The following is a 14358-nucleotide window of genomic DNA, read 5'->3' as shown; positions in this document are numbered from 1 at the left end:
ATATAGGCCGAGTGTTAGAGGAAAACCATGACAGCCGAGGCCGCCAATGCAAGCGCCATAACGCTCATAAACCCGCGCCACCACACGGGCCGCGTCATCAGCACCGCCAAGAGTGACCCCGCGAAGGTCCAGAATAGGCACACAAACAGGTTGATGCCGGAGAAGGCCGAGCCAAGCCGCAATGCTTCCTGCACCGGAGGCAATCCGATGGCGTACCCTGACGAGGCCGCCATGGCGATTGCCCAGATCTTCGGGTTTACCCACTGGAACAACACCGCCTCAATAAAGGTAAACGGCCTGTCGCGCCCTTGCGCTTGCGGCCCTCTGGTGGAGCGGAACAGCTTCCACGCCATCCACAATATCCACGCCGCCGCGAGGCATTTTAGCACAAATGTCAGTGCCGGTTGCGCCAGCAACAGCGCGCCAATCCCGAACCCTGTCAGTGCCGAGGTGATGCCCACCCCGAACGCCACGCCCAGCACATGCGGCAAGGTGCGTTTGAACCCGAACCGTGCGCCGGAGGTGGTCAGCAAAATGACATTCGGGCCGGGTGAAAACAGCCCCGCAAAGACGAAGGCATAGAGCGGATCAAAACTCATCCAAGCAACTCGGCTTTGGTCAGGGTGAACCCGGAGGCGATCCAGCGCGTCTCCAACTCTTTGAGTTTGGCCCCCAAAGCTGGCCCTTCAAAATCTGGCATTAGGTCGACGGCTTTCACGGGAAACACCACCCCCGCACCTGCCGTAATCTCGCGTTGCATCCCCTCCGCCAGCGGTTGCTCGAACAGCGCCCCGCGCAGCAAGGCGACGTCCCGTGCGGTGTCCGCGCCGTGGCGGTAGGCGATCTCTGACAAACCTGTATCCGCCCCAACCAAATCCCGCAGCAATGCGATCTTCGTGGCCACGGCATTGGAAAGCCGCCATCGCTCTTTCAGGTCTTCGCCCCCCAAACACGCCGCGCGTCGCGCCATATTAGGGCCTTGCCCGTCTTCTATCTGCACCAAAATTGGAAGCGCTTTTGTATCCGCCCCCGGCATCACCCGCGCCAATATTCCAGCCTGCGCCATGGCCGCGACCGCAGGGGATGGGTCGCGCGCGTTCAGCAGTTTTGTCATCTCCGCCCCGATGCGTTCTGCCGACAGCTTTTCCAGCCCGTCCGCAGCCGCAGCACAGGCGGCAAGGCCATCGGCATCCAACCCTTTGGAAACGTCGCCATACCACGCATGAAACCGGAAAAACCGCAGGATACGCAGGTAGTCCTCCGCGATCCGCGCCTCCGCATCCCCGATAAAGCGCACACGCCGCGCGTCCAAATCGGGCAACCCGCCGACGGGGTCGGTCACCGCTCCAGTCCGGTCCGCATAAAGCGCATTCATGGTAAAATCCCGCCGTGCGGCGTCTTCCTCCATCGAGGTGGAGAACGCCACATCCGCGTGCCGCCCGTCGGTTTCCACATCGCGGCGGAAGGTGGTGATCTCATGCGGGACGCCTCCGGATACGACCGTCACCGTCCCGTGCTCGATCCCCGTTGGCACAACCTTCAGCCCCGCGTCTTCCGCCGCCGCGCTTACCGCGTCCGGCGTCGCGGCGGTGGCCATGTCGATATCCGCCACCGGTTCATCCAGCAGCGCGTTGCGCACGCAGCCGCCGACGAAATACCCCTGATGTCCGGTGGCCTCTACCGCGTCAAACACCGCTTGCGTTGCGGGGGCCAGCAGCCAATCGCCGGTGATCGTGGTCACAGCCGAACCTGATCGGCCAAAGACCGCAGCATCCGCGCCGTCGCACCCCAAATATAATATGGGCCATATGGCACCACAAAATACAGCCGCCGCTGGCCGCGCCACCGACGCCCCTCGATTGCATAGTTGTCGGGGTTCAGAACATGAACCAATGGCACGGTAAAAATTTCCGCGACCTCGCCCAGCTCCGCCACGGGGTCAAACGGTCCGTCAATCACGCCGACATGCGGCGTCACCTGAAAGCTGGTCACGGTTTCATGGGGTGACAGTGTCCCGATGAGGCGGACCTGCTTGCGATCCAGCCCGATTTCCTCTTCGGCTTCGCGCAGCGCGGCGGTCGCCAGTGTCTCGTCCCCGTCCCGCTTGCCGCCGGGAAAGGCGATCTGGCCGGGGTGGTGTTTCAAGGCCGAGGATCGTTTTGTCAGGATCAATCGCGCCCCGTCGTCTGTCGGCATCAAAGCCACCAACACCGCCGCGTCCCGCAAAACGCGGGTCTCCGGCAAAACCACATTCGGGTTCAGGTCAAAATCAGAGGTGGCCGCGCCGGGGTTTGACAGCGCGGCCTCTACTGTCTTGATCAGGTCACTTCCCGTCATCGGGGGTCTCGGCCTCGAAGCCCATCGTCTTCGGGTCCATCACGTAATGGGCCCCGCAGAACTGGCAGTCCGCCGTTAGCGAGCCGTCGTCTTTGGTCATATGCGCAAGGTCGCGGGCCGAATAGATCGACAGGCTCTGGCGCACCTTTTCCTCGGAGCATGTGCAGCCGAACTTGACCGGTTGGGCGTCGTAGACAATCGGCCCTTCTTCGTGGAACAGGCGGAACAGCAAATCCGTCGGGGCGATGCTTGGCCCGATCAGCTCCAGCGCTTCCACCGTGTCCAGCAATATGCTCGCGCGGTTCCAGTTGTCCGAGGCGTCACCGTCCAGAATGTCATCTGCCGCCAGCAAGCCGTCTTCGCCCGTCGCGTCATCCTTCGCCATCAGGGGCGAGGCTTTCGGCATATGTTGCAACATCACGCCACCCGCACGCCAGCTTTCCGCTTCGCCCCGCTCGGTGGAGCGGCCATAGGTCAGCGAGAACTTGGTCGGCAACTGTTCGGACTGCGCGAAATAGGTCTCCGCGCAGGCAGACAGGCTGCCACCGGCGAGCGGGGTGATGCCCTGATAGGGCTTCATATCGTTGCCTTGGTCGATCAGGATTGCAAAGAACCCTTTGCCAATCTGGCTGAACGGAACCGCATCAAGGTCGATTGTCTCCGCGTCGTAACTTGCATAAGCGCGGATGCGGGCGGGCTCGCCGTCCTCGGTCGGGCCGTAATAATCGGTCGCGATCAGGCGCAATGGCCCGTCGCCGCGAATTTGCAGGGACAGCTTCCAGCGCAGCTTGATCGTCTGGCCGATCAACGCCGTCAGCAAGGCGGCCTCCGCCACCATCGCCTCGACCAGAGGCGGGTAGTCATGTTGCTCCAGCACTTGGTCCAACACGCCATCCAGCCGCGCCACGCGGCCACGGATGTCGATTTTGTCCAGCTGGAAAGGCAGAACGGTGTCGTCCCACGCGATTTTTTGTCCAAGAGTCATGGGGTTTCCTTACACCTAGGGGCTTGGCATACCGTGTCTAGATAGGCGCGACAATCCATTCCCCAAGGGGTCGGCGCTTCAAGCATGGCGGAGTTGCACAATGATCAGGCGTTTTGGAGAACCCTTCCAGTCCGGGAAACCCTATCGGCTACGGCCCGGAGCCTATGCGATTTTGTGGAATGGCGAGGAGCTTCTGACCACAATTCAAGATGGTGACGATCCGGAATTCCAGCTTCCCGGTGGCGGAATTGATCCGGGCGAGCATCCAATCCCTGCCCTCCACCGCGAGGTGATGGAGGAAACCGGCTGGGCCATGGCGACCCCGCGCAAGCTCGGGGCGTTCCGGCGCTTTGTGTATATGCCCGAATACGGCTATTGGGCCGAAAAGCTGTGCAGCGTCTACATCGCTCGCCCCGTTTTGCAACGCGGCCCGCCGATCGAACCGGATCATTCGGCGGTCTGGATGTCCCCTGCGGATGCGGCGCGGCTGCTTGGCAATGAAGGCGACCGCCATTTCGTACGCCAGCTTTTTGTGCTGTGATGCCAGCGTCGGGTGTCACCGGACAGGCCCGTGATAGTCGAAAATCAACGCTGACACATCGTCGCTGAATTCGGTGGCGCCTGTGTAGCTGCGTAGTGTCGACAACATCTGGCACAGCGTTTCCTGTCCGTCCTGATCGCGCGCCGCGGTCAGGATTGCGCCAAAGCCGTCGTCATCCAGCATCTCGCCGCTCGGGGCTTCGGCTTCGGTGATCCCGTCGGAATGCAGGACTAACCTGTCCCCTGGTTTCAGTTGCGTCTCGAATGACATGTAAGGCGCGTCGGGGATCAACCCGACCGGCATCCCACCATCGCCAAGCAGCACCGGTGGATTGTCACCTCTTTGCAGCACCGGATGCGGGTGGCCCGCCTGCACCGTTTGCATGCGCCCGCTTTTCAGATCCACGATGCTCAGCGCGATGGTAAAGTAATGCTCGGTCTCCAACTCGCGCAGCAGCAGCTTGTTCAGGTCGCTGACGGTTTCGGCCGGATCACGGGCCGTGAATTCACCATTGCCGAGCCTGTGCAACGCCATGTTCTGGCTTGGGGTCAGCCCGCTTAAATACCCCGCCAGCCGCGCCGTCATCAGCGCGGATGTGACGCCATGGCCGGACACATCAAGCGAGAACAGCCCGATCTGGTGATCGTTCACGCGGAACTGCCCTACAAGGTCACCACCGACATGGCCGCTGGGTGTCAGATTCAGCGCAATGCGGCCTTCCGGAAGCTCGATATCGGTTTCGCGGACAAGGGATTGCTGGAGATGCCGCGCCTCCGACAGGTCGTGATTGAGCGCGTCGTAGAGCGTTTCGATCCGAGTCAGCGCGGCGTTGACGATCTCGTTCTTGTCGATCAGAGCGGCTTGCATCTGCAAGACCCGCTCGCCCGCTCGCAACCGCGCTCGCAATTCGCCGGAATTGACCGGCTTGGTCAGAAAGTCATCGGCACCGGAATTCAGCCCTTCGGCGATTTCGCCACTGCCGCCCTTGCTGGTGAGCAAGATGAAGTACCCGTACCCGTCCTGCCCCAACCGCCGGAATGCGCGGCAGAAATCCGGCCCGGACATTCCGGGCATCACCCAATCGCTCAGGATCAGGGACACGTCATGTTTTTCGCACAGAGCAAGCCCGTCAGCACCTGATTCCGCCTCCAGCACCTCATAGCCCCATTTACGCAGGTTGGCAGAAAGCAGTCGCCGCTGCATGCGGCTGTCATCCACCACCAGAACCTGCCGCGGCACCGCCGGATCGGTGTCGCCGCTGTCTTCCCATTCAAGGGGGTCGAACTGCTGAGCATGCGCGACCCCGTGGATCGGCGAAGTATGACGTAACATACTTGCACAAAACGCTGGAACTCTTAAGGCTCTGTGAATGTTCAAATTGGATTAATTACAATTGGAACTGTCACCATTTCTTAACCCTCAGGCCCGCAGCATGGTCGCATCAAAGACGTGTGCAGGACTTGTGGAATGTTGAACTGGTCACGAGTGGCAGAGTTGAAAGAGGATTTGGGAGAGGAGGATTTTCGCGAAATCACCACCCTGTTTCTGGAGGAGGTGGAGGAGAAGCTGGCAGAGCTATCCCGTGATCCGCCAGATGTCTTCGCCGACGACCTTCATTTCCTGAAAGGCAGTGCCGCCAATCTGGGGTTCGAGGGATTTCGCGCCATGTGCGAGCAGATGGAAAGCAGGCCGGACACCGCGCAGCTAAGTAATCTGCGCGGCCTGTACGCGCAGTCAAAAACCACGTTTCTGGAAGGGATGGACCCCTAGATCAGGAATTCTGCCAACACGTCGTCATTGGTGATGTCGCGATGCTCGAACCCGCCATCGGTCATGGACTGGAACAGGCGCGCGAAGGCATCGGGCTCCTTGGTTTCGATCCCGATCAGAACGGAGCCGAAGTTGCGCGCGGACTTCTTCAAATACTCAAAACGGGCGATGTCGTCGTCGGGGCCAAGCAGCGCCAGAAAGTCCTTCAACGCGCCAGGGCGTTGGGGCATCCGCAAAATCAGGTATTTCTTCAATCCGGCATAGCGCTGGGCGCGCTCTTTGACTTCGGGCAGGCGTTCAAAGTCGAAATTCCCGCCAGAAGTCACGCACACAACTGTCTTGCCTTTGATCTCTGTCGCCAGATCGTCAAGCGCATCAATCACTAGCGCACCGGCAGGTTCCAGCACGATCCCTTCCACGTTCAACAGACGGATCATGGTGCCGCAAATGCGGTTTTCAGGCGCCAGCAACACATGGGCCGGATCGACATGTTTGAGCACCTCGAAGGTGTGTTTCCCGATCTGGGCCACGGCGGCGCCATCCACAAACGTGTCGATATGGGGCAGTTTCACAGGCGCACCCTTGGCTAGGGCGGCGGTTAGGGACGCTCCGCCTGCAGGCTCTATGTAGCGAAACGCAATGTCAGCACCGACCTCGTTAAAATAGCGCGTGACACCCGCCGACAATCCACCGCCGCCGACAGGCAGCAGCAACATATCCGGCGTCTCCGACATTTCCGCCTCAATCTCGACAGCGACGGAGGCTTGCCCCTCGATCACGTCAGGGTCATCAAAAGGCGACAGGAAATGCGCGCCAATCTCGGCGCAATGGTCTTGCGCGGCGCGCAGGGTCTGGTCGAAATAGTCGCCTGTCAGGCGAATTTTGACGGAATCGCCCCCGAAGGCACGGGTTTTCTCGATCTTTTGCTGCGGGGTGGTGATCGGCATGAAGACCTCTCCCGTCACGCCGAAATGGCGGCAGGCAAAGGCGAAACCTTGCGCGTGGTTGCCCGCACTCGCACAGACGAAGTTGCGCTGGTCCGGATGGCTGATCCTGCGCTTCGACATGGCGTTGAACGCGCCGCGAATTTTGTAGGACCGCACGGGCGACAGGTCTTCACGCTTCAGGTAAATCCGCGCGTCATACCGCTCTGACAGGTAGTCGTTCAGTTGCAGCGGTGTCGCGTCGAACAACGCGCGCATCGCTTCGCAGGCGGCGCGGGCGGTGGTGGGGAAATCGGTCATTTTGCCACCGGCGGGATCAGGCGGAAGATGGCGACGAGCCAGCCTGTGCCGGTCAACACAATCAGCCATGTCGAGATGATACTGACGAGGTTGCCAGCGATCAGCAGGCCCGAAAGCAAGGCGGACGGCACCGACAACAGCGTCACCAGCAACGCAGCCATAATTGCCAAAATCCAAAGCCCCTTGCCGCGCGAGCCGGACCACGCTTGCATCAGGGACAGTACCTGACCCGCGGCGGCGGCGGGCAGCGCGGCACCTAATCTGAAGAACAGCCAAAGCAGCAGGCAGGCGATCACGAAGGGATAAACGGTGAACCCGACCAGCAGCGGCAGGTAGGGCAGGATGAATGATCCGAGACTGCTTATCACGAAGCCCGCCGCGCCGATTGATCCGGTGATCAGGATCAGCGTCATCAAAAACCCGCCGAACGGTGCCGCCTTCAGTGAGGCTACCACACCGCGCGGCGTGTCTGCGCCAAGGCAAAAGCGGCTCCAGATAAGGGAAACGCAGCAAATCGCGATCAGGTTGATGACCACGGACAGCATTGTGAAGGTCGCGGACAGGTTCGGCATTTGTCCCTCGGCATCCGGCTGCAAGGCCATGGCCCCGATGGGCAAGCCGACCATCAGGTAACCAAGCGCGTAGATCAGCAGGCTTGCCAACACCCAGATCAGGGCGGTGAGCCGAAGTGCTGTTCCAAAGTTGCCAAATAGTTGCGTTAGCCCATAGGTGAAGATGTCGATTGCTTGCCGCATAGTGCTCTTTGCCCGTCATTTTTTCTTTGATGCGACCCTGCGGTTAAACGCCCTTTGGGTCAATCACGGCGATGCACGCCCTTGCACCCCTGTGACATTGGCGCTATCGCCCTTGGCGACCTTTAGCCTCAGCCGGAGACGCCCCAATGTCCGCCCCCAAAAAAGTAGTTCTCGCCTATTCTGGCGGTCTTGATACCTCGATCATCCTGAAATGGCTGCAAACCGAATACGGCTGCGAGGTGGTGACGTTCACCGCCGATCTGGGGCAGGGCGAGGAGCTGGAGCCAGCCCGCAAGAAAGCCGAACTGCTGGGGATCGCGCCGGAAAACATCTACATCGAAGATGTCCGCGAAGAATTCGTGCGGGATTTCGTCTTCCCGATGTTCCGCGCCAATGCTGTTTATGAGGGGCTGTATCTGTTGGGTACGTCGATTGCCCGCCCGCTGATTTCCAAGCGTCTGGTCGAGATCGCGGCGGAAACCGGTGCCGACGCTGTGGCGCATGGCGCGACGGGCAAAGGCAACGACCAAGTGCGGTTCGAACTGGCGGCCTACGCGCTGAACCCCGACATCAAGGTGATCGCGCCTTGGCGTGAATGGGATTTGTCCTCGCGGACCCGTCTGCTGGAATTTGCCGAGCAGAACCAGATCCCGATCGCCAAGGACAAACGCGGCGAAGCGCCGTTCTCGGTCGATGCGAACCTGCTGCACACCTCCTCCGAGGGCAAGGTTTTGGAAAACCCGGCCGACGAGGCACCCGATTACGTCTACCAGCGCACGGTGAACCCCGAAGACGCGCCGAACGAGCCGGAAATCGTGGAAATCGGGTTCGAGCGCGGTGACGCGGTGTCGATCAACGGCGAGGCGATGAGCCCCGCGACGATCCTGACCAAACTGAACGAACTGGGCGGCAAGCATGGTTGCGGCCGTCTTGATCTGGTCGAAGGCCGCTTCGTCGGCATGAAGTCCCGCGGCGTCTACGAGACCCCCGGCGGCACGCTGTTGCTGGAAGCCCATCGCGGCATCGAGTCGATCACGCTGGACCGTGGCGCGGCGCATCTGAAAGACGAGCTGATGCCGAAATACGCAGAGCTGATCTATAATGGCTTCTGGTTCTCGCCAGAGCGCGAGATGCTGCAAGCGTTGATCGACAAGTCTCAGGAACATGTCACCGGCACCGTGCGGTTGAAGCTCTATAAAGGCCTGGCGCGGACTGTGGCGCGGTGGTCTGATCACTCGCTCTATTCCGAAGCCCATGTGACGTTCGAGGAAGATGCGGGCGCATATGACCAGAAAGACGCGGCTGGTTTCATCCAGCTGAACGCGCTGCGGTTGAAGTTGCTGGCAGCCCGCGACAAGCGTCTGAAGAAGTAACGACAAACGGCGCCCCTCGCGAAAGGAGCGCCGTTTGTTTTAGGCGAGGTTGATTTACTTGGCCTTGATGACCTGCATCACCAGTTTGCCGTCCGGCTTAATCGGGCCGTCTTCCTTGGCACCCAGCGTGTATTCGAAGACGCCGGTTTTCATGCCGCCTTCTTCCGCGTGGACCATCAGCATCAGCATATCGCCGGAAGCTACAGGCTCTTGCAGGATCGCGGCGACGTCTGCGTTGTCACCCATGCGCAGGGGGGCGTAGCCGACAACAGGGCCGGGCTTCATGTCGGCGTCGGTGCGGTGGACGACCAGCCAGCCATTGACGCCAGCGGTGACGGCATCGGCTGAAACGATGCCGTTCGAGACGTCCTGATCCATGGCGGTGACGCTTGGGGTCGGGGCGTGGCCATCGGCCAGCGCGGCCCCTGTGATCATCAGGGCGGCAGCGGTTGTAGCGATGAAGAATTTCATGTGTCGTAACTCCTTAAGCTCAGCTCCCCCGTTATGGGGGATGTGCTTGGAGACACGTAAATGGCAGCTAGGAAGTTTCACCGGAGTTGAAAAAAAGATGAAAATGGCAGGTAACCCATGGGTTACCTTGGACATTTTCGCGTTAACTTTCTTCGGCTGATCTGGCTGGGTTTTCCTGTTTTGCGTTTACAGGTGTTGCAACTCCGTAAACCTAATCAAATCAAAAACCCGCCATTTATGATGCGATTAGCAGTTTTCGCGCTTTCAGCGCTTCGTAGTGCGGAAGGGCTTTTTCGCACAATTCTGCCGCCTCTCCGTTCAGTTCCGGCAGCGCGCCTTCCGGCCCTGCAAAGCCTGTGGAGCGGTGAACCGCGCCGTACCAATGCGACGCCCAAACGCCGTCAAAAGGCTTTGGTCCGGCGGGCCAGTGCAGCATCGCGTCCGAGAACGGCAGGCCGATAGCGTCGCACAAAATGCGCAACGCGGTCTCGGGGTCTTCGCGGATGTCGTGGCTGTCGATCACCAAACCGCCGATCTTTTTATAGAGCGCGGTTTGCTGCGGGTAGCCGATATCTTCCAGCGTCGGGTTCTCGCGCTTGGCGGCATAGCTGGCGATGACGCGGGCGGGATGGCGGATCAGGTGGATGTTGACGCAATCCTGCGTCCAGTCCAGCGGGACACCGTCCAGCATGTGATGCGGCATGTGCTTCATGTAGCGGTGTTGCGCGGGCTCCGCCGCACAGGCGTCGGCGACGCGGGCGGGGTCGGTGTCCTGCGAGACAATGACCTCCGCGCCCATCGGGTGCTCGATCCCTGTTGCGTGCAGGTAAGCGCCATAGAAGGGTTCGTCCACCGCCTCGAAGTCGGGGCGGTTGCCGAAGCTATACATCATCGCTGTCGACAGATTACGCGGGCCGGACCACATGGCGATCTTCATTCGGTTTGGCTTTCAACCAGCTCTTTATACAACGCGCGTAGACGGGTGGTGACGGGGCCAAGCTCTCCGGTACCAATCTGGCGTCCGTCGATTTCCGACACAGGTGTTTGCGCGCCGAAAGTGCCGGTCAGGAAGGCCTCGTCGGCGGAGTAGGTGTCGACCAGCGAGAAGTTCCGCTCAAAGCAGGGGATGCCGTTGGCGTGGCACAGGTCGATGACCTTCTGGCGGGTGATCCCGTTCATGCAATAGTCACCGGTGGACGTCCAAACGGCCCCTTTCTTCACCACAAAGAAATTGCAGGCATTGGTGGTGTTCACGAAGCCATGCAGGTCCAGCATCAGGGCTTCGTCCGCGCCGGCCTTTTCGGCGGCGATGCAGGCGAGGATGCAGTTCAGCTTGCTGTGCGAGTTTAGCTTCGGGTCTTGCGTCATCGGCAAGCCGCGCAAATGCGGGACGGTGGCCAGCCGGATCGGGCGGGGCAGTTTCGGTTGTGAATGCTCCATGATGATCACGAAGGTCGGGCCGGACCGCGACAAAGCCGGATGCTGGAACGGGCGGTGCTTGACGCCGCGGGTGACCATCAGGCGCGCATGGGCGTCGGTCACCATGCCGTTGGCATCGCGGGTCTGCTCTAGCGCGGCGACGACGCCAGCGCGGTCCATACCGATATCAAGGTCGATGGCTTTCGCTGCCTCGAACAGGCGGTCGATATGTTCACCCAGAAAAGCCCATGTGCCGTTATACAGCCGCAGCCCTTCCCAAACGCCGTCGCCCAGCATGAAGCCGCTGTCATAGACAGAGACCGTGGCTTCGGCTTTGGGTTTTAGCTGGCCGTCGACATAGATCAAAATCTCGTCGTTGCGGGCGTCTTCTTCGGCTTGATGTGTGGTCTGGTGATCTGTCATGGGGCCTCCTGCATCGACATAGAGCCTGAATTTTAAGTTTGGGCCAGTGGAATTCTTAGGATTCCCAAACGACTCCGGTTTGTTTAAGAGGTTTGGAAAAAACAATTTCATTGAACAGAGGGAATTTACAATGAGTGAGAGTTTACCGCAGGGCGCGAAGCCCTTTGACTTTACCGGAAACGCCAAAGAGTGGTTCGGTATCTGGATCGTTAACCTGCTTTTGAGCATCGTGACGATTGGCATTTACTCGGCTTGGGCGAAGGTCCGGACCAAAAAGTATTTCTACAACCACACCTATGTCGAAGGGCGCAATTTTGACTACCACGCCACCGGCAAGCAAATCCTGATCGGCCGCCTGATCGTCATCGGGGCCGTGATCGTGTTCCAGATCATCACCGCAGTTCTGCCCATCTTGGGTCTGCTGCTGCTGATCGGGCTTTTGTTCATCTTCCCTTGGCTGATCGTCCGCTCGATGATCTTCAACGCGCGCATGTCCAGCTTCTCGAACGTGCGCTTCGGGTTTGTGGGCACTGTCGGGCAGGCGTTTCTGACATTCCTTGTCTACCCGATCCTGACGGCCTTGACGCTATATACGACCTTCCCGATTTTGGACCGTGCGGTGAAGCGTTTCTCGATCAACAACCACAAGCTGGGCCAAGCACGGTTCAACATGGAAGTTGGCCTTGGCCCGTTCTACAAAGCGTTCCTCGTCGCGATTGCGTGGATCATCGTTGTTGGCCTGGTTGGCGTCGTCGTCACCGGCTTCAGCTTCATGGATTTCGCAATGGCCATGGAAAACCCCGACGCGGCACCGGGCGAAGCTGCGAAGGCCATTGGCCTGTTCTACCTGCTGTTCTTCATCGCGTTCCTGCCAGCGGTGTTCATCTATCAGGCGTTGATCCGTAACGCGGTTTATAACAACACAACTCTGGAAGGCGGACATGCTTTCGCGTCCAATGTGACAGCGCCACAACTGTTGTGGCTGGCCGTGACGAACATGATCGTCGTCGTGTTCACGCTGTTCTTGATGCTGCCATGGGCGCAGGTCCGCATGGCGCGGTATCTGGCGGCGCATACCGGCTTCATTCCGGGTGGCTCTATGGATGACTTCGTGACCCAGCAGCAGGAAGCTGGCGGTGCGTTCGGGGATGCCTATACGGACCTCGAAGGCATCGACGTCGGCTTGCCGATCTAAATGATGGGGGACGCGCCGCAGCTTCGGGGCCTTCGCGGCCATGCCTATGCGGCGCGTTCCTCTTACCGCCAACCCGCACGTCTTTTGACGCGCGAAGGGGGCGAAGACCTTTGGGTCGATATCCAGAACGACGAGCGCGCGGTGCTTGCCAGCGCTTATCTGTCGGACCTGCGGGTCGACCCGCCTTTGGGCACCGCACCGCGCAAGGTGACCTTCCCCGACGGCGCCGTTTTCGAGACAACTGACCACGACGCCATCGAGGCGCTCACGGGCAAGACCCGCGGGTCGTTGTTGCATCATTACGAGAACTTTAACGCACGCCTGTTTGGTGTGGTCGCCGTGTGCCTTGCCGCGGCTTGGGTGATGTGGCGCTACGGGCTGGACATCATGGCCTCGGTCGCCATCGCCTTCACTCCGCCTGCCGTGATCGAGCAGATCGACGTTGGCACGTTGCAAACAATCGACTTTGCCATGGCGGAGCCGTCACGGCTGACGGATGCGCAGAAGGCCGACGTCAACAAGGTGTATCGCCGATTGGTCCAGTCGCTGCCGCAAGACGTGCAGGACGAGCACAGCTTCGAGTTGCTGTTCCGCGACATGCCGGGCATGGGGCCAAACGCCTTTGCGCTACCGGGTGGCACGATGGTGATGACAGATGCGTTCGTGAACGACTTTCCCGATGCGAATGTGATGGCCGGTGTTCTGGGCCACGAGATTGGGCATGTGGTCGAGCAACACGGGCTGAAACGGATTTACCGGTCGTTGAGCATGTATATCCTGATTGCTTTTCTGGCAGGCGATGTCGGGCCCATTCTGGAAGACGTAGTGCTGGAAGGGAACGTGTTGCTGTCCCTGTCGTTCAGTCGCGCGCAGGAGACCTCGGCGGACGAGTTCGGCCTGTCCCTGTCGGATGCCTCCGGCTTTGATCCGGCGGGGTTGAAGCTGTTTTTCGAGAAGCTGGACGAAGAATATGGCGACCAGGAGCCACCCCAATGGCAGTCCACCCACCCGTCCAGCGCGGAGCGGGTGAAGGCCATCGACGCCTATATCGACAGGCTTTGATCACGAAGACGTTTTTTTTGGATGGAACCAATCACGGCAAGTTTGGTTGAGTTTGACAAGTGGGCGCAGGAGATTGCCCCACAGAGAATTCAAAACGACCTTGCACGGGAGTGGCACCTTGACACATTTCAAACGCACACGCTGGTATCTGACGGGATTTGGCCTTGCCGTTTTGGCGGGCCTTTCCGTCCAAACGAATATGGCGAAAGCGGCGGAAGTTACCGTCGCCGGAGGATGCTTCTGGTGCGTGGAATCCGACTTTGAGTCCGTCGCAGGGGTAAGCGAGGCCGTGTCAGGTTTCACAGGTGGCAAAGTGGCCAGCCCGACCTACAAACAGGTAGTGGCAGGCGGCACCGGACATCTGGAGGCGGTGCAGATCGACTATGACCCGTCCAAGATTTCAGCGCGCAAACTTTACGACCTGTTCTTCCGCTCGATTGATCCCACGGATGCGGACGGGCAGTTTTGTGACCGTGGCGAGAGCTACTCCACCGCGATTTTTGTGACGAACCGACCGGACCGCGAAGCTGCCGAAGCGGCGAAAGCCGCCGCCGAGAAAGAGTTGGGGCAAAAGATCGTGACGCCCATTCTGGATGCGAAACCGTTCTTCCCTGCCGAAGAGTACCATCAGGACTACTACAAGCAGGACAAGCTGATACTGACCCGCTTCGGGCCGCAATCAAAGGCGAAGGCCTACAAGAAGTACCGCACGGCATGCGGGCGCGACCAACGGGTGAAACAGCTTTGGGGCAGTTCCGCACCGTTCATCAACTAGGCGTCGGG

16 protein-coding genes are annotated in these 14358 nt (G+C 59.9%); 6 read left to right on the top strand and 10 right to left on the bottom strand.

The window, feature by feature from the left end:
• Positions 1–14 precede the first annotated feature (14 nt).
• The 4 genes from BUB72_RS12440 to hslO are packed head-to-tail and all read right to left on the bottom strand — an operon-like array spanning position 15 to position 3322.
• Complete coding sequence (locus BUB72_RS12440; RefSeq protein ID WP_073144216.1) at positions 15–599, bottom strand: LysE family translocator; 585 nt, start codon at positions 597–599, stop codon at positions 15–17.
• The gene (locus BUB72_RS12435) at positions 596–1741 is read right to left on the bottom strand and encodes a CCA tRNA nucleotidyltransferase (RefSeq protein ID WP_175549159.1); all 1146 of its coding nucleotides are present in this window, start codon (positions 1739–1741) and stop codon (positions 596–598) included. Before BUB72_RS12435 ends, BUB72_RS12440 begins: the two co-directional genes overlap by 4 nt.
• A complete protein-coding gene (locus BUB72_RS12430) occupies positions 1738–2337 on the bottom strand; it encodes a CoA pyrophosphatase (RefSeq protein WP_073144213.1) in 600 nt (199 codons plus the stop codon). The genes BUB72_RS12435 and BUB72_RS12430 overlap by 4 nt, the downstream gene beginning before the upstream one ends.
• On the bottom strand, positions 2324–3322 hold the full coding sequence (hslO, locus tag BUB72_RS12425; protein ID WP_073144211.1) for an Hsp33 family molecular chaperone HslO: 999 nt from the start codon (positions 3320–3322) through the stop codon (positions 2324–2326). The genes BUB72_RS12430 and hslO overlap by 14 nt, the downstream gene beginning before the upstream one ends.
• A 100-nt stretch (positions 3323–3422) precedes the next feature.
• On the opposite strand from hslO, the gene BUB72_RS12420 reads away from it, so the two are divergent.
• Positions 3423–3863, top strand: a complete 441-nt coding sequence (locus BUB72_RS12420; protein ID WP_073144209.1) for an NUDIX hydrolase — start codon at positions 3423–3425, stop codon at positions 3861–3863.
• Between the two features lie 15 nt (positions 3864–3878).
• Here BUB72_RS12420 and BUB72_RS12415 read toward each other — a convergent pair whose 3' ends face one another.
• On the bottom strand, positions 3879–5195 hold the full coding sequence (locus BUB72_RS12415; RefSeq protein ID WP_083588648.1) for a PP2C family protein-serine/threonine phosphatase: 1317 nt from the start codon (positions 5193–5195) through the stop codon (positions 3879–3881).
• 135 nt (positions 5196–5330) lie between these two features.
• Here BUB72_RS12415 and BUB72_RS12410 point away from each other — a divergent pair, with 135 nt between their 5' ends.
• Positions 5331–5633 carry an Hpt domain-containing protein gene (locus BUB72_RS12410; protein WP_073144207.1) on the top strand — a complete coding sequence of 101 codons (303 nt, stop codon included), beginning with the start codon at positions 5331–5333 and terminating at the stop codon, positions 5631–5633.
• Here BUB72_RS12410 and ilvA read toward each other — a convergent pair.
• Positions 5630–6877 (bottom strand): threonine ammonia-lyase IlvA, encoded by a 1248-nt coding sequence (gene ilvA / locus BUB72_RS12405; protein ID WP_073144205.1) that lies wholly within the window; start codon positions 6875–6877, stop codon positions 5630–5632. The genes BUB72_RS12410 and ilvA overlap by 4 nt on opposite strands.
• Positions 6874–7632 (bottom strand): hypothetical protein, encoded by a 759-nt coding sequence (locus tag BUB72_RS12400; RefSeq protein ID WP_073144203.1) that lies wholly within the window; start codon positions 7630–7632, stop codon positions 6874–6876. Before BUB72_RS12400 ends, ilvA begins: the two co-directional genes overlap by 4 nt.
• Positions 7633–7778: 146 nt before the next feature.
• Here BUB72_RS12400 and BUB72_RS12395 point away from each other — a divergent pair, with 146 nt between their 5' ends.
• The gene (locus BUB72_RS12395; protein ID WP_073144201.1) at positions 7779–9005 is read left to right on the top strand and encodes an argininosuccinate synthase; all 1227 of its coding nucleotides are present in this window, start codon (positions 7779–7781) and stop codon (positions 9003–9005) included.
• A gap of 54 nt (positions 9006–9059) precedes the next feature.
• Here the strand turns inward: BUB72_RS12395 and BUB72_RS12390 are convergent, their stop codons facing one another.
• From BUB72_RS12390 to BUB72_RS12380, 3 genes are all read right to left on the bottom strand, one after another.
• Entirely contained in the window at positions 9060–9476 is a 417-nt protein-coding gene (locus BUB72_RS12390) for a DUF7282 domain-containing protein (protein ID WP_073144199.1), read from the bottom strand.
• A 235-nt stretch (positions 9477–9711) separates the two neighbouring features.
• Positions 9712–10413, bottom strand: a complete 702-nt coding sequence (locus BUB72_RS12385) for a sulfotransferase-like domain-containing protein (protein WP_073144197.1) — start codon at positions 10411–10413, stop codon at positions 9712–9714.
• Positions 10410–11318 carry a D-amino acid aminotransferase gene (locus BUB72_RS12380; protein WP_073144195.1) on the bottom strand — a complete coding sequence of 303 codons (909 nt, stop codon included), beginning with the start codon at positions 11316–11318 and terminating at the stop codon, positions 10410–10412. Before BUB72_RS12380 ends, BUB72_RS12385 begins: the two co-directional genes overlap by 4 nt.
• Positions 11319–11448: 130 nt before the next feature.
• On the opposite strand from BUB72_RS12380, the gene BUB72_RS12375 reads away from it, so the two are divergent.
• The 3 genes from BUB72_RS12375 (at position 11449) to msrA (ending at position 14350) form a co-directional block, all read left to right on the top strand.
• A complete protein-coding gene (locus BUB72_RS12375) occupies positions 11449–12513 on the top strand; it encodes a YjgN family protein (protein ID WP_073144193.1) in 1065 nt (354 codons plus the stop codon).
• Complete coding sequence (locus BUB72_RS12370) at positions 12514–13575, top strand: M48 family metallopeptidase (protein WP_073144191.1); 1062 nt, start codon at positions 12514–12516, stop codon at positions 13573–13575.
• Positions 13576–13774: 199 nt separating this feature from the next.
• Complete coding sequence (gene msrA, locus BUB72_RS12365) at positions 13775–14350, top strand: peptide-methionine (S)-S-oxide reductase MsrA (RefSeq protein ID WP_083588664.1); 576 nt, start codon at positions 13775–13777, stop codon at positions 14348–14350.
• Positions 14351–14358: the final 8 nt, after the last annotated feature.

This window comes from Litoreibacter ascidiaceicola, assembly GCF_900129235.1.
GTDB classification, from domain to species: Bacteria; Pseudomonadota; Alphaproteobacteria; order Rhodobacterales; family Rhodobacteraceae; genus Litoreibacter; species Litoreibacter ascidiaceicola.
The sequence above is the reverse complement of the archived record's forward strand: the minus strand, read 5'-3'. Positions and strand labels throughout refer to the sequence as shown.